Origin of the sequence: Streptomyces paromomycinus, from assembly GCF_003865155.1 — a bacterium.
GTDB lineage: Bacteria > Actinomycetota > Actinomycetes > Streptomycetales > Streptomycetaceae > Streptomyces > Streptomyces chrestomyceticus.
This window is the reverse complement of record NZ_BHZD01000001.1, coordinates 9,581,782-9,599,452: the sequence shown is the minus strand read 5'-3', so window position 1 is coordinate 9,599,452 and position 17,671 is coordinate 9,581,782. Positions and strand designations below refer to the sequence as shown.

The following is a 17,671-nucleotide window of genomic DNA, read 5'->3' as shown; positions in this document are numbered from 1 at the left end:
AGGGCAGCACGGCAATCTCAGCGCCTCAACTGAAGCAGCGACCGCAACGAAGGTCAAATAGGAACTTCTGGCGGGGGCCATGAAGTTTCCTTGTTGACGGGAATCTGATGTTCCAGGAACCCAGAACCGAATGGTTCGAGCCACGCCGGCCACCGAACGGCCAAGTGGCCAGAAAATATTGCACCATCAACGACTACTCACCATGCATCCAGGCCCCGGAAAGCGACAACCACCGGACAACGATCCATCCCGCCACCCGACCGACCCGACAGGACCGCACAGAACCTCCCGCCGACCGGCACCGAAGTCCCGGCGGCGGTCGCCGACCACTCGACCACACGGGCCGAGGCCCGCCGGCACCAGCCGCACCCACTGGTCACGCCCTGCGGTCCCCGCGCGTGCGGGGGTGGTCCCGTCAGCGTCTCGCCGCGATCTTGGCGTGGTCCCCGCGCGTGCGGGGTGATACGGCGCCACGCCGCCCATGAAGATCTTTCTCCCGCGATCTCGCAGGTCACCAATTCACCACGGTAAAGGATCTCCGCCCCGGCGCGCAGGACCGATTTTTCGAACGGCGGGCGCGGCTAGGGTTGGGGCTCTCTTCGTCTCGTGGAGGTGCCCGGACGGTGGCCGACAGCTTTGTTCACCTGCACAATCACACCGAATATTCCATGCTCGACGGCGCGCAGAAGCTTAAACCCATGTTCGCCGAAGTCGCACGCCAGTCGATGCCCGCCGTCGCGATGAGCGATCACGGCAACATGTTCGGTGCCTATGAGTTCCACCAGGTGTCCAAAGACTTCGACGACGTCAAACCGATCATCGGCATCGAGGCTTACGTCGCCCCGTCCTCGCGCCGCCACCGTAAGCAGGAATTCTGGGGGCCGGGCGGGCAGCGCGCCATGTCGGACGACGGTGAGGGCTCGAAAGACGTGTCCGGCGGCGGCCGGTTCACCCATATGACGATGTGGGCCCGGAACGTCCAGGGGTTGCGCAATCTTTTCTATCTGTCCACCGAAGCCAGTTACAGCGGACAGTTCCCGGCCGGCAAGCCCCGCATGGACATGGAGCTGATCGGCGAGCACGCCGAGGGCATCATCGCGACGACCGGCTGCCCCTCCGGCGCGATCCAGACCCGGCTGCGGCTGAACCAGTACGCCGAGGCCCGTGAGGTCGCCGCCGCCTACCAGGACATCTTCGGCCGTGAGCACTACTTCCTGGAGCTGATGGACCACGGCCTGTCCATCGAGCGGGACGTCCGGGACGGGCTGCTGCGCCTGGCCAAGGACCTGGACATCCCCCTGCTGGCCACCAACGACGCGCACTACATCCACGAGGACCAGGCGGACGCGCACGACAACCTGCTGTGCATCGGCGTCGGAAAGAACAAGGCCGACGAGAAACGCTTCAGGTTCCAGGGCGGCGGCTATTACCTCAAGACCGCGCAGGAAATGCGCGCCCTGTTCTCCGAACTCCCCGCGGCGTGCGACAACACCCTGCTCATCGCGGAACGCATCGAGCCGTACAACGAAGTCTTCGACTACGTCGACGAGATGCCGCAGTACCCGGACGTGCCCGAGGGGGAAACCCAGGAGTCGTGGCTGCGCAAGGAAGTCCTCAAGGGCCTCGCCACGCGCTACGGCGACCCTGTCCCCGCCGAGGTCATGGAACGCTTCGAGACCGAGATGACGGTCATCGGGCCCATGGGATTCTCCAGCTACTTCCTCGTGGTCGCCGACATCTGCAAATACGCGCGGGACAACGGCGTGCCGGTCGGCCCGGGCCGTGGTTCGGCGACCGGTTCCCTCGTCGCGTACGCCACCCGTATCACCGAGCTGTGCCCGCTGGAACACGGCCTGCTGTTCGAACGCTTTCTGAACCCCGAGCGCATCAACCCGCCGGATGTCGACCTCGACTTCGACGACCGCCAGCGCGACAAGATGGTGCGCTACGTCACCGAGAAGTACGGCGACGCGTACACCGCCATGGTGAACACGTTCGGCAAGATCAAGGCCAAGAACGCGATCAAGGACTCCTCGCGCATCCTCGGCTATCCGTTCAGCCACGGCGAACGGATCACCAAGGCGCTGCCGCCGGACATCATGGGCAAGTCCATCCCTCTGGACGGCATCTTCGACCCCGGACACCCGCGGTACGGCGAGGCCGGCGAGATCCGGCAGATGTACGAGAACGAGCCGGACGTCAAGAAGGTCATCGACACGGCCAAGGGCGTCGAGGGCCTGACCCGCGGCACCGGCGTGCACGCGGCCGCGGTGATTCTTTCCAAGACCAAGCTGACCGACCGTATCCCGCTGCACATGCGGGCCGCGGACGGCGTGAAGATCACCGGTTTCGACTATCCGTCCTGCGAGGCCATGGGTCTGGTCAAGATGGACTTCCTGGGGCTGCGCAACCTGGGCGTCATCGACCACGCGCTGCAGAACATCCGCGAGAACCGCGGCATCAAGCTGGCCACCGTCGATCCGATGGACGGCGACCCCGGGAAAGTCGTCATCCCCCTCGACGACGAGAAGACCTTCGAACTCCTCGGCCGCGGCGACACCTTCGGCGTCTTCCAGCTCGACGGCGGCGGCATGCGCGCTCTGCTGAAACTGATGGAGCCGTCACGATTCGAGGACATCGCGGCGGCCCTCGCCCTCTACCGGCCCGGCCCGATGGCCGCCAACGCGCACACCAACTACGCGCTGCGGCAGAACGGCAAACAGAATCCTGACCCGATCCACCCCGAACTGAAGGAGATTCTCGACCCGATCCTGGGCTCCACCCACCATCTGCTCATCTTCCAGGAGCAGATCATGGCCATCGCCCGGACCCTCGCCGGCTACACCCTCGGCGGCGCCGACATGCTCCGCCGCGCGATGGGCAAGAAGAAGCCCGAAGTGCTGGCCGCCGAATGGGAGAAGTTCCACGCCGGCATGCGGACGAACGGCTACTCCGAGGAGGCCGTGAAGGCCATCTGGGACGTCATGCTCCCGTTCTCCGGATACGCGTTCAACAAGTCCCACACCGCCGGATACGGCCTGGTCTCCTACTGGACGGCCTATCTCAAGGCGAACTACCCGGCCGAATACATGGCCGCGCTGCTGACGTCCGTCGGAGACGACAAGGACAAGGCGGGCATCTACCTGGCCGACGCGCGCAAGCTGGGCGTCACCGTCATGCCGCCCGACGTCAACGAGTCCGTCGCGGAGTTCGCGGCCATCGGCGACGACGTGCGCTTCGGCCTCCGCTCGGTACGCAATGTCGGCGACAACGTCATCGAAACCATCATCGCGGCCCGTAAGACCAAGGGGAAATTCGCCTCCTTCGCCGACTTCCTCGACAAGGCCGAGCTGCCCGCGCTCAACAAGCGGGCGGTCGAATCCCTCATCAAGGCCGGCGCGTTCGACTCGCTCGGTCACACCCGTAAAGGGCTGACCGCCGCGCACGAACCGGCCATCGACGCGGTCGTGCCGCTGAAGAAGGCCGCCGCGTACGGACAGGACGACCTGTTCGCCGGGCTCGGGGGCGACGAAGGCGGCGCGGAATCCGGATTCGGCCTCGATGTGAAGATCGACGAGAGCGAATGGCCGCGTAAACAGCTGCTCTCCACCGAGCGGGAGATGCTCGGCATGTACGTCTCGGCGCACCCGCTGGACGGCACCGAGCACATCCTCTCCGCCAACCGGGACACCACCATCCCCGAGCTGGTGGCCTCCGGTCGCACCGAAGGCGTGGTCCGCCTGTCCGGGCTGATCACCAGCATCCAGCCGAAGATGACCAAGCAGGGCAACGCCTGGGCGATCGTCAACCTGGCCGACCGGGACGGCACCATCGAGGTGCTGTTCTTCCCCGCCACCTACCAGCTGGTCGTGGGCGCCCTGGTCGAGGACAGCGTGGTGTCGGTCCAGGGCCGCATCAACGACCGGGACGGCACGATCAGCATCTTCGGGCAGGAGCTGAACGTACTCGACATCACCTCGGCGGAGCGCACCGGAGCGGCGCCCGTGCAGCTCAGCCTGCCCTACCACCGCATCAACGAGCCCACTCTCAAGGAACTGAAGCGCATCATGGGTGCGCATCCCGGGGACAACCCCGTCCACCTCGCGGTACGCGGAGTGCAGAAGACGATCGTGTACCAGCTCCACACCATGGTGAATCCGGCCACGCTCGCTTCCGAGATCAAAGGCTCCTTCGGGCCGGACGCGTGGCAAGGCGTGGTGTGAGCGGCCCCGGAGATGTGTGGCGGCGGAGTACGGCGTACCGCGCCTGCCAGGTGGCCGAGCGGCTGCCGAACGGGGCGTAGTCGATCTCCAGGACGGTGAAATGGGGTGTGATCAGAGTGAGAAACGTCGGCTCGGCCATTCTGGAGGGGCCTCGCACCTGAGAGAGTTCCGTCTTGACGGTGGGGGCGCTCGCGCCTACGTGGATCCATAAGCCACCCGGCAGGCAGATCCGCGCCATCGCCGCGACGAAGTGCCGTCTGTCCGTCATCTGCGGCAGGGAGTGCAGCACGCCCCGCTCCAGTGCCACCGGAAACGGGCCGAGCCGCGGTGGTACGTGCGTGACGTCGGCCGTCGTGAACCGGACGGTCAGCGCCTCGGGCGTGCGGGCGCGCGCCAGCGCGATCGCCCGGGACGAGAAATCACAGCCGGTGACCCGGTAGCCGCGCTCGGCGAGCCAGCGTGCGGTGGAGCCCAGCCCGCAGCCCACGTCGATCACGTCCGCGGGTGGCGGCGCGTGCCGGGCGAGCAGGCGGGCCAGGGGCGCGGTGGGCGGCTCGTCCCAGACCGGGTCACCGCGTTGATAGGTCAGGTCCCATTCGTGTGCCGTCATGGGCTTCGGGTCCCGTGGCTTTTCCATTGCGGGATGTTCTTCTTGTTCTTCCTGACGGTCAAGACCGGCGTCGTGGTACTGCACCGCGCGGAAGCGGAATGCATGCTACGGGAATGTGTAACGGGTCGGCCGCTGTCACCGCGCCATGACTGTTCATGGAAGTGACACGGCGAACTCCGGGCGCTGTACGCCGAAGACCATATGCGGCCGTGGCGAAATTACGCGACTCCTTCGGAGTTGTGGACTCCGGCGGCCCGGAACTACCGTGGACGGGAACCGCCCTGGTCGACGCGTCTGCGGTGCAGCGCGAATTCAGCACGGAATCGATCTTCCATTCGACACCTCACCATGTTCCCGCAAGGAGGGACCATGACCGCTCCGCAGCCCGAAGTGACCGTCGAGGACGAATTCCCGGAACTCGACGAACTGGAAGTGATTGACGCCAAGGAGCTGAAGCTCGGCGGCTCCTACCACGCTTACGTCTATATCGCCGCGGAGGACATTTACGGGACCGCTGACTGAGGTCCGGTGAGCCGTGCCGTGCGTACCGGCGGTGGACGCCGGGCCCGTCGACGTACTCCTCCTCTTCCCGCCGCAGACCGAGGCCAGGTTCTTTCCGTATCTGAGCCTGCCCTATCTCACCGGCCATCTGCGGCGCCGGGGCCGGCGCGTCCACCAGGCCGACCTCAACATCGCCCTGCTCCACGAACTGCTGCACAAGCCGTGCCTGTTGGACGCCGCGGCGGGTGCCCGGGGCGGCGACGGTATGCGCGACTGGTACCGCAGGGAGATGGCCATGGCCGTCGACAGACACCTCACCGGAATCCGCGCACATGTCATGCGGAAAGCGTCGCCGGGTGATCTCGGCGCCGCCCGCTCGGTACGGCTCGCCCGGCAGGCACTCGAACTGTTCGTGCGGGACACCTTCCTGACCTCGGTACGGCGTGACCTCGACGCCCTCGACCGTGCGGCACGGCGGGCGGCGGACCGGCCGCCCGCCGCCTCCGGAGCCGCGGTGGAGGTGCTCCACCGGCTGGTGACCGACCTGCTGGCCCGGCATCCGCCGCGGGTGGCCGGACTGTCGGTGGCGTTCTTCAGCCAGCTCGGCCCCGCCCTCCTGATCGCCGCCTGGATCAGGGAACTCGCCCCGCGCGTCAAGATCTGCCTGGGTGGACAGCAGATCATGCTCCGTGACGCGGACCTCGCGGCCCTGCCCGGCCTCCGCCGTACCGTCGACGCCCTGTGCTGGACCGCCGGGGAGGAACCACTGGAACGCTGGCTGGACGCCCTCGACGGAACGATTCCCCCGTCCGCGGTGCCCGGGATGACCTGGCTGCCGCGTTCGGGGGCCGCCGGCCGCTCCGGGCGGCCGCCGAGCCTGCGCTTCCACGACCTCGGGCCGCCCGACCACACCGGCCTGCCGGTCCGCTCGTACCTCAACGAGGGCTTGGAGGTGGCGGTCATCTCGTGCGTCGGCTGCTACTGGGGACGGTGCGTGTTCTGCGCGTACGGCAACCGGTCGCTGCCGCCCGGCCGGTACCAGCAGGCCACCGTGCGGCAGGTCGCCGACGCGGTCGAGACGGTGGTCCGTGACACGGGGACGCGGTTCGTGGCGATCACGGACGAGAACACCAACCTGCGCCTGATCTCGAAGGCGATGCGCGCCGTACGGGAGCGCGGGGTGCGGGTGCGGTTCGGGGTCCGCAGCCGGCTGGAGTCCGGCCTGGCCGACCCGGCGTTCTGCCGGGAGCTGGCCGAAGTGGGCTGCGCGATGATCGCCGTCGGGTACGAGGGGACCTCGCAGCGCCTGCTCGACCTGATGGACCGGGGCGTGTGCGCGGCCGACTACCAGCGGATCGTGGACACCGTCACCGGGGCGGGCATCACCCTGCGGCTCTCGGTGATGGGCCACGTCCTGGACGAGCGGCCGGAGGAATTCGAGGAGTCCCTGCGGTTCCTGGCCGCCAACGAGCGGCGCATCGGCATCGACGCGCTCGAACTCATGGTGCCCGAACCGGGCAGCAGGCTCGCACGGGCCCCGGAGCGTTTCGGGATCTCGCTGGACACCTCGGGCCCGCTGGCGGGGAACCCCGAACTGAGCTATCTCGCCGGCCGGGTCGGTTACCCTCTGACGGTCGACGGCGGCCCGACGCGCGCCGAGGCCCTCGCCCGGCTGGAGCGGATCTTCCAGGTGGTGCGGCCCGGCCGGGTCAGCGCCGTCCGCCCGCCGTCGCGCCGCGCGGCGGCCCGAGGCAGCTCCCGTCCAGCCGGTCCGGCCGACGCCGCGCGGCCGTATCCGTGGGTACGTACCGTGCCCGCCCGACTCGACACCGTGCCCGACCGCACCGTCGTCGCCGATCTGGTGTGGGAGCAGTTCTACGCGCTGCCGCACCGTGACGTCGAACAGCACCCCGACGGCCTGCTCACGGCCCGCACCGCCCGGGGACAGCGGCTGCTGGCGCGCCTGGTGGACGTATCGGCCGCCGAGCCGTGTCCGGCAGCGCCACCGAGCACGGCAGTGCCCTCAGGCCCGGCAGCGCCCCCGTACCCGGCAGTGCCCGCAGCCGCGGCCGCCCGGCTCACCAGGAGGCCGACGTGACCGCCACCTCCCCCGCCACCGCACACCCCGCCAGCAGCGCAGCGACGCACCGGCTGGGTCTCGGCGTCCTCATGGACATGCCCTGGACCGCAAAAGGCATCGGCGGGCGGGGTACCGGTTTCGTGGACACGGACGACGGCGGCGGCGACATCCACCCCCGGCTGAGGGCCTTCTTCCGGCGCCACGGCGGGGACTTCGCCTACGCGGCCCACTCCTTCCAGCCCCGCTCGCGCGCCCTCCCCCGCGCAGTCGACTACGTACGCGCCTACGACCGCTTCGGCCAGGCACTGCCGGCCGGCCTTCCCCGGGCCTTCCACCACACCGAACTCAACATGGGCACGCCCGAGCGCTACGACCGCGGGCCGGCCGCCGAGTTCGCCAACCAGCTCCACGCCCGGTACGGCTTCGCCTGGGTCGTGGAGGACCTGGGGATCTGGAGCCTGCGCGGCTGTCCGCTGCCGTACCCGCTCCCGCCGCCGCTGACCGGCCCCGGCCTGGAGATCGCCACCCGCAACGCGGCGCAGGCGGCCCGGCTCCTGGTGCCGCCGTTGCATGTCGAGTTCCCCGGATTCACCGAGGGCGGCTCGTTCGCGCTGGGCGGTCTCGACGCGTTCGAGTACTTCGCCGGACTGGCCGACGGCGCCGATGTATGGGTGACGCTCGACGTCGGTCATCTGCTCAGCTACCAGTGGCTGCGCGGACGCACCGGCCCGCACATGTTCGACGGGCTGGAGGCGCTTCCGCTGCACCGCTGCCGCGAACTCCACCTGTCGGGCTGCCAGATCGTCAACGGAAAGTTCCGCGACCTGCACCACGGTGTGCTCCTGGACGAACAGATCGACCTCACCGCCCACCTGCTGCCCCGCTGCCCGCAGCTCCGCGGCGTCACCTATGAGGATCCGGTGTTCCGTGCGGACGGGCGGCTGGTGGAGAAGTCCCGGAGCAACTATGAACGGCTCAGGGCACTGGTCGCCGAGTGGCAGAGGCACGGGCAGGGCCAAGGCCAGGGCCAGGGCCAGGGCCGGAGGCTGTTGTGAAAGCGCCTCCCGGCCGGCAGCTGGACGGTCAGCAGCTCACCGATCTGCTGATGCGGCTGCTGCTGGACGAACGCCTCAGGCAACGCCTGGCAGTCGAGGGTGCCGCAGCGGTCGCCTCGGGGCCCGGTGAGCTGGAGTGCCTGGAAACGATCGATCTGGCCGAACTCGACAGCGCGGCGCGCCAGTTCCGCACCGCCGTCTGGAAGCTGGGCAGGAACGGCGGCCTCGCCTCAGCGTTTCCACGCAGCCTGCGCCTCCTCGCGGCAGCGGGCGTCCGGGACGCGGAACTGCTCACCGGGTTCCTCCGCTCCGAGGAGTTCGGCAGGTTCCGGCTCCTTCCCTACTCAGGGCGCGGGCTGTCCGAGGAGGAGGCGTTCGCCTCGTACCTGATCGGCTTCGTCGCCGCGCACCCGGACCGGCTCACGGGCGCAGGCGTGGACGCGCCCGTCGTACTGCGCGAAACCGTGACACACGAATTGCTGACGGCCCTGTTCACGGCGCTGGTCCGTGAGCAGCCGCTGTCGTTCGACATCGCCGTGGAGGGCATCGCGCGGACCGGGCGGGGCCATGCGGCCCTGCGCCGGTACACGCCCCGGTCCGTCGCCTCCTGGGCGGACCACCCGGCCGCCGCCCGGCAGGAGAGCGGGGAGCCGGTGGCCTACGCCTACTTCGCCACACCCGCCGGGCTCCGGCGCGGAGCCGTGTCCGCGCAGGTCGCCGCGGCGTTCGAGACCACCCCGTCGGCCGAGGGCGACGCCGCCCGCCGCGCGCTGTCCCGGCGCGGGCTGTGGTGAGGCCGCCGCCCACGCCGGCGGGCCCGCCGGACGGCTCGGTCCGGCTCGGCCAGGAAGGGAACGGGCTGTCATGCACATCGTGTTGGTGGACATGCCGTGGTCGGCGATCGACGCTCCGTCGCTGGCCCTGGGCATCCTCAAGCGCCGGGTCCACGACGTCTTCCCGGACGCCCGGGTCGACGTCGTGCACGCCAATCTCGACTACGTGGACTGGCTGACGGCGCGTACCGACTTCACGTTCGAGCAATACGACTTCTGCGCCGGCTCGTACTTCTCCGGACACAGCGAGTGGATCTTCGCGGCCGCCCTCGACGAGCTGCCCCGCCGGCACGTCGCGGCGTTCAGCGAGTCCCTGGGCGAACGGGCTCCCGAGCCGCTGCTCGCCAAGGCACGGGAACTGCACGAACTCGCCCCGATGTTCGTGCGGGAGACCGCCGCCAGGATCGCCGCCGAAGCGCCCGACGTCGTCGGCTTCACCACGACGTTCGCGCAGAACGCCGCCGCCCTCGCCACCGCCCGCGCGGTCAAGGCCGACGCTCCGCACGCGGTGACCGTGTTCGGCGGCGCGAACTGCGACGGGCCACAGGGCGCGGCACTGCACCGGAACTTTCCGTTCGTCGACTTCGTCGTACGGGGTGAGGGCGAGGCGGCGTTCCCCCAGTTGCTGGCCGCGCTCCAAGGCGGCGGCGACCTCCCGGGGATCTCCGGTCTGTGCTGGCGGGACGCGGACGGCCGCCCCGTCACCAACCCCATGGAGGCCAAACCCCTCCCTCCGGCAGCGCTGGTCACTCCCGAGTACGGCGACTACTTCGACCGGCACGCACGGTCCACCGCGGGCGGCTGGGTGGAGCCCCGTATCGTCGTGGAAGGCTCGCGCGGGTGCTGGTGGGGCGCGAAGCACCACTGCACGTTCTGCGGGCTCAACGGATCGTTCATGGAGTTCCGCAGCAAGAACCCGCAGCGGTTCGTCGAGGAGATCCTCGGCCTGGTCGAGCGGTACCGCATCCTCGACGTGTGGGTCACCGACAACATCCTCGACATGGCCTATCTCGGCTCGATGGCGCCCCGGCTCCAGGAGTCCGGCTACGACCTGCGGCTGTGCTACGAGATCAAGTCGAACCTGCGGCGCGAACAGCTGCACGTCCTCAGCGCGGCGGGCATCGGCTACGTCCAGGCCGGTGTGGAAAACCTCAGCAGCCGGGTGCTGAAACTCATGGACAAGGGCGTGACCGGCTGCCAGAACGTCCGGCTGCTGCGCGACGCGGAAACCGTCGGCATGAACCTGAACTGGAACTACCTCTACGGCTTCCCCGGCGAGGCGGAGGAGGACTACGACGCGGTCTGCGACCAGGTACCCGCCCTGCACCACCTCACCCCGCCCTTCAACGCCACCCGTATCAAGGTCGAACGTTTCAGCCCCTACTTCGACCGGCCCGAACTCGGCTTCGACGATCTGCGCCCCGCCGCCCACTACCACCACATCTACGACCTGCCCGACTCCGAACTCGCCGACCTGGTCTACCTCTTCGACTCCCCCAAACGCGGCATCTCCCCGGCCTGCCTGGCCCGTCTGCAGCAGGCCGTGAGCGGCTGGAAGGACGCTTACGTGAAGTGCCGTCTCACCTTCTGCGACCTCGGCGACCGCATCGTCCTCGTCGACACCCGCCCCGGATTCGACTGGCATTTGCTCGACCTGACGGACCCGCTGGAGCTGACCGCCTTCCGCCTGCTCGACATGCCGCACTCCCCCGCGTCCCTGCTGCACAAGGCCGCGGCCCGCCACGAGGACGCGACCGGGGACCGGATCGGTGCGCTCCTCGCCCGCTGGCGCCGCCTCGGCCTGGTCTTCACCGACGGCGGCCAGTACATCCATGTCGTACCGGCGGTCGCCAACCAGAACCTGATGCGCCTGGACGGCAGCCGTCTGCACAGCGCCGAGCCCCTGGCCCCGGCCCTCGCCGCCGGAGGGGTCCGATGAGTCCGCTGGCCGTCCGGCTCGCCGCGCCGGTGACCCTGGCCCTCTGGAGGGAACGCGACGTGGCGGCCAGAAACATCCCGGGGGTGTACGCAGGCACTCTCGACCTGCTCGGCGATCAGGTCGAGGGCGCCGTGGCGGACCTTGCCGCCCACCACGTCCAGTTCGCCCGGCTGCCCCGGACCGTCGATCTGACGGATCGCGACGGCGCCGCCGCGGTGACGGCCCTCGTCGCCGTACGCGAACTCACCGCCTTCGGCATCGCCGTCGAGTGGTCGCTGCGCCTGCCCGGGACCGGAGCCGGTGCCGGTACTGGCGCACCGGCCGACTGGCAGCCACTCAGCCACCTCCACCCGCCCGCCGCCGTGCTCCGTGACGACTCCAGCGAGCCCAGCGGCTCCGGCGACTCCGTCGACTCCAACCGCTCCTTCGGCTCCCGCCACGACATCGCCGTCCCATGGCGCGACTCCTTCCACGCCGCCAAATGCGGCTACCGCCGCGGCCCCGGTTTCATCGAGGTCCGCGACCGCCGCGGCGGCTCGTTCAAGCGCCTCGTCATCCGCACACACCAGCACGACCAGCTCATCCAGGCCCTGCTGCGCGGCGTACCGGAGACCGGCGTGCCCTCTTCGGTGGTCGCGAGGTATCTGCCGCCCGGCCTGATCCACCGGGCGGGACGCTTCCTGTGGTGGACGCCGTACCGGATCCGCCGCTGGCCGTTGAGCACCACGATTCCGTAGGCAGCCGGATGTCCGGCTCACCGGCTTCGGCGGACATCGCGTCACCGGTTCGCAGCGGCACGGTGTCCGCCGTCGCAGCCTGGCGCAGCGGAGAGCCTGTCCTCCTTGTTGCTGCGCTCCGGACTGGTCGCCGCATGGCTGTCGTTGCTGGGGTCGGCGGGCTACGCCGCTCTCCTGATGGGGGTCGTCGCCGACGAGCTGGGAGCGGCCGATCTCGATTCCGGCGGCGGCATCGCGTTCCTCGTTCCCGGTGCCTGTTCGAGATCGTGTTTCCGCTGCTGTTGATCTTCCAGGGGTGGCGTTCCGTCGAACCGGGCGGCCGCGAGCGGGTACGGAGCGCGGGCTGAGCGTCCCGGCGCTGAACCGTACGCGGGCCTGGCTCCCGGCCGGGCATCGCCGGACGTGCGCTCACAGCAGGCCCAGGTCCCGGGCGCGCAGTGCGGCCTGGGTGCGGTCGCGCAGGGCGAGGCGGCCGAGGATGCGGGAGATGTGGTTCTTCACGGTGCCCTCGCTGAGGTACAGCTGCGCGGCGATCTCCCGGTTGGTCCGTCCCTGCGCCACGAGGCGCAGGATGTCGATCTCGCGGGGGCTGAGGGCGACGCCCGGCCCCGCTCCGGGGCCCGGGCAGGGCAGGCAGGCGGCGAGGTGGTGGGTCACGGAGGCGTCGAGCTGGGTGACGCCCGCATGCGCGAGCCGGACCGCGTGGGCCAGTTCGCCGGCCGGCAGGTCCTTCAGCAGATAGCCGCAGGCACCCGCGCGGAGTGCCTGGACGACGTACTCCTTGTCGTCGAACGTCGTCAGCATCACCACTCGGCACGCCGGCACCGAGCCGCGCAGGACGGCGACCGCCTCGACGCCGTCCATCCCCGGCATCCGGACGTCCATCAGCACGACGTCCGGGGACAGTTCGAGCGCCTTGGCGACGGCTTCGCGGCCGTCCACCGCCGTGCCGACGACCGTGATGCCCGGCCGGATGGAGAGCAGTGAGGCGATGCCGTCCCGGATGAGCCGCTGATCGTCCACGACCAGTACGCGTACCGACGCCGCCACCTCGTTCATGTCAGGCCTTCCTCGCGGTGGCCGCGCGGCACCGTCACCGTCAGCCGGGTTCCCTTGCCGGGGCCGCTGTCGATGTGCACGCTCCCGCCCACCAGGTTCACCCGTTCGCGCATCCCGACCAGCCCGAACCCGGTGGCGGCCCCGTTCGGGGTGAAGCCGTGGCCGTCGTCGGTCACCACGAGGCGTGCCGCGTCCGCTGCCAGGACCACCTCCACCGTGACCCGCGATGCCTGCGCGTGGCGGCGCGCGTTGGTCAGACCCTCCTGTGCGGCCCGGTAGAGCGCGGTCAGCTCCGCCGGGCCGTAACCGTCCTCGGTGCCGTCCACCTGCACGGTGACGCGGGGCCGGTCCTCGCCGTCGCGCGCCAGGCCCGCGAGCATCGCCGTCAGCGACCTGTGCGACTCCTCGTCCCGCAGTGCCCGTACGGACTGCCGTACGTCGCCCAGCGCGCGCTTCACCGACAGTCGGGCCTCGTCGACCGCGCGCTGGGCCGAGTCGGGCTGCAGGACCCGGAACTCGGAGGCGATCTGCAACTGTACGGAGACGGCGGTGAGGTGGTGCGCGAGGCTGTCGTGGATGTCCCGCGCGAGGCGGTTGCGCTCGGCCGCGGCGGACAGTTCGGCGACTTGCGCGGCGTACCGCTCCAAGGCGCGCCGTCCGCGCTGTTCACCGATGGCGACGGCCGCCATGGAGAGCGCGAGGACGAGGCCGACGCAGAGCATCAGCAGGTCGGCCACGCGCTCCACCTCGCGGTGCCAGCCGGGCTCGGTCAGCGCGTATCCGGTGAGGAGCCCGGCCACGCACAGCGCCGCCAGCGCGAGTGCGACACCGCGTCCGTAGACGAAGTAGGCGGTGAACGGCAGGAGTACGAAGAGGGCCTGGGCCAGTCCTGACGTGTCGAGGGCGACCACTCCCGTGATCAGTCCGGTCCGCGCGGCCATCGGCAGGCACGCCCGGACGGGAATGCCGCGCCTGATGCCACGCCGCTCCACGGTCTCCAGGGCGACCAGCGCCGCGAGCCCCGCGGCGAACCCCGCAGTGCGCCAGAAGGGTGGGCCGGTGCCGGGGGCGAGGCCGGCCAGGGTGTAGTAGAGGCCGCCGACCAGCACCGCGGCGTACAGCAGGGGCGACACCCACGGCACCGGTACGTACGCTGCCATGCGCCCACCCCTTCCTGCCTGCTGCCCAGGCTAGGCGGGCGGCGGCCGGGGGGCGAGGGCGCGGGGCGGCCGCCGGCGGACGTGGCCGAGCGGCACGTGCCGACCAGCGGTACGGCAGCGGTGCGTCAGTGGCTTCCGGCGGTGGTTCTCGCCGTTCCTCACCTGCCGGAAACGGCCGGCGGCTCTTTAACGTTCTCGGTCCCGGCCCGCGAAGTGCTGGGCCGGGGCGGCCCTTCGACACCTTGGAGTGCACCGTGCCCACACTCTTGTCCGACCGGCTCACCTGCGTCGGTGTGCTGTCCGGCACCCTGTCCGGGCTCTTCGTCGCCCTGCCCGCGCTCGTCGAAGTCTTCACCGGGGAGACCGCGACGACCAGCTTCTTCCTCGCCCTTGCTCCCGCGCTCTCGCTGCCGTTGCTGGCCGCGCTGCACCAGCGTCAGAGCGCCGCCGGCGGTCGCTTCGGGGAGACGGCCTACGTCATCAGCCTCATCGGGCTCGGCCTGTTCGGCGGCGCCGCGTTCGCCTCGAACCTCGTGCTGTTCTACTTCGACGATGCGGTCGTCGAGAAGTCCCTGACGGGCCCGACGGTCCCCGCGTTCCTCGGCTCCGCAGCCGTCTTCGCCGTGAGCTGCGGGCTGTTCGGGACGGCCCTGATCCGGGCCCGGGTGTTCCCGCGGGCCCCGTCCTGGGCGTACGCGACCGTGCTGCCCCTCTTCGCGTTCCTGACCGGTCTGCCCGACTCCGTACTCACCAACGCCCTGCACTTCGCGGTCGGCACCACTTTGATCTGGCTCGCCTCCGCCCTGTGGCAGCCCGCCGGGAAACCGGCCGCGCGGGCGGCTGCCCGCCCGTGGCTCCCCGGTCCCGGCTGAACCCGGCGTCGGCAGCCCCGGTGGCCGGGGCTGCCGCTTCGCATGCGTCCACCCGGTCTTCCGAGCGCCGGAGTGCGCATCCGTCCGTCGGGGGCGTGCGCCATCGCAGGACGGACGCCGCGCACGCCCCTTGTGCGCCGGTGGCGGCCGGCGGAAAGTTGGTTAATGGTGAAAGTACCCCAGGCATAAGGAAAGGCACGGGAAGTCAGGAGCTTCCTTCCCTATTGGTACTGGCCGATCGGCCGGCGGAGCAAGCGTGCGGTACGGCGGGAACCGGCGAGTGCCAGGGAAGGAATCGCATGACGTCTTTGCGGTCGGCGCCACAAGTCTCTGCGAGCACGACGTTCTCGGACTATGCGGTCACCACCGCCACACGTCTTCTCGGCAGCGCGGGCGTGGATGTCGACCAGGGCATCAGGGCGCTGCGGAGGATGCTGTCGCCGTGGGGCGCGAGGCGGATAGGGACGCGTCCCGGCTGGCACTCCGACGTGTGCGCCGACGGCTCACCGATCGAGTTCTCCGCGGCCTTCTCGCGGGAGGGGTTGCAGGTCCGGGCGCTCGTGGAGGCCTTGCCCGACCGGTCGGACCCGTCGTCCGCACAGAAAGCGGCACGCGCTCTCACCCGTGGGCTGACCCGGGATTTCGGCGCCGCCGACGACCGGCTGGCGGAAGTGTCGGACCTGTTCCTGCCGGACGAGGACCCCACCGGCTTCGCCATGATGCACGCCGCCGCTCTCACGCCGACCGGTGGCCCCGAGTTCAAGGTCTACCTCAATCCGAACGCCAATGCCGGCACGAGCGGCATCGAGCGGACGCGCGCGGCACTGGACCGGCTGGGGTTCACCAAGGCCTGGACGGCGGTCAGGGAATACGCGGCCCGGGGATTCGACCTCGACAGAATCGTCTACTTCGGTCTCGATCTGACCGACGGCCCCGAATCCCGCGTAAAGGTGTACTTCCGTCACTACGACGCCTCTCCGGCGGAACTCGACGCCCGTATGGAGATCTCGCTGCAGCACGAGGCCGGTTTCCTGGGGGCCTTCTGCCGTCAGCTGACCGGCAGCGACAGTGAGGTACGGGCCCAGCCGCTCGTCAGCAATCTGACGTTCACGGCCGCCGGCGGAGACCAGCCGGTGTCCGCGACGCTGTACGTCCCGCTGTGGCTGCATTCGGCGAGCGACCGGACCGTTCGGGACCGCGTCAGCTCGGTCATGAGGGAATTGGGCCTTCCCGTCGGCAGCTATCGGACGCTGCTGAATCAGATGGCCCGGCGCCCGCTCTCGTCCGGCCGTGGCATCCACACGTACGCGTCAGCGCGTGTGCAGCACGGCCGGCCCCGGCTGACCACGTACTGGTCGCCGGAACTCTACGACCGGTATCCGCCCGCCCGCTATCAACGGGGGTGAACGCCATGGCGCTGTCCGACGCGCCCCGGCCGATGTTCGACGACGCGCAGGTCCGGCCCGGTCTGCTGCGCCGGCGGTCTCCGCTGCGCTGGGGCGCTCACCCGCCCGATGTCATTCCGCTGACGGCGGCCGAGCCGGACTTTCCCGGCCCCCCGGTGGTCACGGACGCCATCGTCTCGGCGGTCGCCGACGGTTACTTCCCTTACGCGTCGGCCACGGAATGCGGGGAGTTGCAAGAAGCCTTCTCCGACGTGGCCGAGACCCGTTACGGAATCGGCGGCCACCCCGACCGTGTGGTGCCGGCCCCGGGCACCGCGGCCGCGCTCTGGGGCGTGGTGCATCTCTTGTGCGGAAAGGGGGACGAGTGCATCGTGCTGGATCCGGTCGACCTGTTGTTCGGGCAAGCCGTCGATGCCGCGGGGGCCCGGCGGGTCTACTGCCCGATGGACAAGAGCACGGGTTCCCTGGACCCCGACCGGCTCGCCTCGCTCATCACTCCGCGCACCGCATTGATCTGCCTGTGCAATCCGCACAATCCGCTGGGCACGGTCTTCACCGAACCGACCCTCCGGGCGGTGGCGGAGACGGCGGGTGCCCGTCGCATTCCGATTCTCTGCGACGAGGTGTGGAGCGAGATCGTGTATCCGCCCGGAAGACACCTCAGCCTGGCGAGCCTGGACACGGCGGACAGCCGACGCGTCTACACGGTGACCGGCCTGTCCAAGACGTTCGCGCTACCGGGGTTGCGGGCGGGATTCGTGATCGCCCCGACCAGGCGGGCGGCGGACGCGCTGCGCCTCACATTCCAGCGTCTGGGCGCCACGTACAGCATGACCCCCCTCGCCCAGGCCGGCGCCTTGGCCGCGCTGCGTCACGGCTGGCCCTGGAAAGACGCCTTCCTGGAACATCTGCAAGGGATACGGGACTACAGCGTGGACCGGTTGAACGCCGTCCCGGGAATTTCGTGCGGCCGCCCGGAGGGTACGTACGTCCTGTTCCCCGACGTGTCCGCCACCGGAATGACCAGCCGGGCGATGGGCGAATTCCTGCTGTCCCGGGCCCGGGTGGCGGTGGTGCCCGGCACACCGGAATGGTTCGGCCCGGCCGCCGAGGGCAATGTCCGCATCAGCTACGCCACGTCCCGAGCAGTAATGGAAGAGGCATTGCGGCGCATCGCGAGAGCCGTCGAAGAACAC

13 protein-coding genes and 1 pseudogene are annotated in these 17,671 nt (G+C 69.9%); 11 read left to right on the top strand and 3 right to left on the bottom strand.

All coding sequences use genetic code 11. The features are described from left to right. The first annotated feature begins 623 nt into the window (after positions 1 to 623). A complete protein-coding gene (gene dnaE, locus OEIGOIKO_RS40715; protein ID WP_170251996.1) occupies positions 624 to 4,223 on the top strand; it encodes a DNA polymerase III subunit alpha in 3,600 nt (1,199 codons plus the stop codon). On the opposite strand, the gene OEIGOIKO_RS40710 is transcribed toward dnaE, so the two are convergent. After that, a complete protein-coding gene (locus tag OEIGOIKO_RS40710; protein WP_125058282.1) occupies positions 4,180 to 4,860 on the bottom strand; it encodes a class I SAM-dependent methyltransferase in 681 nt (226 codons plus the stop codon). The genes dnaE and OEIGOIKO_RS40710 overlap by 44 nt on opposite strands. Positions 4,861 to 5,202: 342 nt before the next feature. Here OEIGOIKO_RS40710 and OEIGOIKO_RS42005 point away from each other — a divergent pair, with 342 nt between their 5' ends. The 7 genes from OEIGOIKO_RS42005 to OEIGOIKO_RS40680 all read left to right on the top strand — a co-directional run bounded on the left by OEIGOIKO_RS42005 (position 5,203) and on the right by OEIGOIKO_RS40680 (position 12,263). Continuing rightward, a complete protein-coding gene (locus OEIGOIKO_RS42005; protein ID WP_170251995.1) occupies positions 5,203 to 5,355 on the top strand; it encodes a hypothetical protein in 153 nt (50 codons plus the stop codon). Between the two features lie 13 nt (positions 5,356 to 5,368). Next, a complete protein-coding gene (locus tag OEIGOIKO_RS40705; protein WP_125058281.1) occupies positions 5,369 to 7,432 on the top strand; it encodes a B12-binding domain-containing radical SAM protein in 2,064 nt (687 codons plus the stop codon). After that, positions 7,429 to 8,469, top strand: a complete 1,041-nt coding sequence (locus OEIGOIKO_RS40700; RefSeq protein WP_246177919.1) for a multinuclear nonheme iron-dependent oxidase — start codon at positions 7,429 to 7,431, stop codon at positions 8,467 to 8,469. The genes OEIGOIKO_RS40705 and OEIGOIKO_RS40700 overlap by 4 nt, the downstream gene beginning before the upstream one ends. Next, positions 8,466 to 9,263: a hypothetical protein gene (locus OEIGOIKO_RS42000; RefSeq protein ID WP_170251994.1), complete on the top strand. Its 798-nt coding sequence runs from the start codon at positions 8,466 to 8,468 to the stop codon at positions 9,261 to 9,263. Before OEIGOIKO_RS40700 ends, OEIGOIKO_RS42000 begins: the two co-directional genes overlap by 4 nt. A 70-nt stretch (positions 9,264 to 9,333) precedes the next feature. Beyond that, on the top strand, positions 9,334 to 11,241 hold the full coding sequence (locus OEIGOIKO_RS40690) for a RiPP maturation radical SAM C-methyltransferase (RefSeq protein WP_125058279.1): 1,908 nt from the start codon (positions 9,334 to 9,336) through the stop codon (positions 11,239 to 11,241). Next, positions 11,238 to 11,978: a DUF5825 family protein gene (locus OEIGOIKO_RS40685; protein WP_125058278.1), complete on the top strand. Its 741-nt coding sequence runs from the start codon at positions 11,238 to 11,240 to the stop codon at positions 11,976 to 11,978. The genes OEIGOIKO_RS40690 and OEIGOIKO_RS40685 overlap by 4 nt, the downstream gene beginning before the upstream one ends. Positions 11,979 to 12,083: 105 nt before the next feature. After that, complete coding sequence (locus OEIGOIKO_RS40680) at positions 12,084 to 12,263, top strand: hypothetical protein (protein WP_125058277.1); 180 nt, start codon at positions 12,084 to 12,086, stop codon at positions 12,261 to 12,263. Between the two features lie 123 nt (positions 12,264 to 12,386). On the opposite strand, the gene OEIGOIKO_RS40675 is transcribed toward OEIGOIKO_RS40680, so the two are convergent. Next, on the bottom strand, positions 12,387 to 13,037 hold the full coding sequence (locus tag OEIGOIKO_RS40675; protein ID WP_125058276.1) for a response regulator: 651 nt from the start codon (positions 13,035 to 13,037) through the stop codon (positions 12,387 to 12,389). Continuing rightward, positions 13,034 to 14,197 (bottom strand): sensor histidine kinase, encoded by a 1,164-nt coding sequence (locus tag OEIGOIKO_RS40670; RefSeq protein WP_125058275.1) that lies wholly within the window; start codon positions 14,195 to 14,197, stop codon positions 13,034 to 13,036. The genes OEIGOIKO_RS40675 and OEIGOIKO_RS40670 overlap by 4 nt, the downstream gene beginning before the upstream one ends. Before the next feature lie 254 nt (positions 14,198 to 14,451). On the opposite strand from OEIGOIKO_RS40670, the gene OEIGOIKO_RS40665 reads away from it, so the two are divergent. The 3 genes and pseudogenes from OEIGOIKO_RS40665 to OEIGOIKO_RS40655 form a co-directional block, all read left to right on the top strand. Continuing rightward, entirely contained in the window at positions 14,452 to 15,069 is a 618-nt protein-coding gene (locus OEIGOIKO_RS40665) for a hypothetical protein (RefSeq protein ID WP_125058274.1), read from the top strand. 299 nt (positions 15,070 to 15,368) lie between these two features. Continuing rightward, positions 15,369 to 16,475 carry a tryptophan dimethylallyltransferase family protein gene (locus OEIGOIKO_RS40660; RefSeq protein WP_125059604.1) on the top strand — a complete coding sequence of 369 codons (1,107 nt, stop codon included), beginning with the start codon at positions 15,369 to 15,371 and terminating at the stop codon, positions 16,473 to 16,475. A 5-nt stretch (positions 16,476 to 16,480) separates the two neighbouring features. Beyond that, positions 16,481 to 17,638, top strand: a pseudogene (locus tag OEIGOIKO_RS40655) (pyridoxal phosphate-dependent aminotransferase); the annotation flags it as partial. Positions 17,639 to 17,671 lie beyond the last annotated feature (33 nt).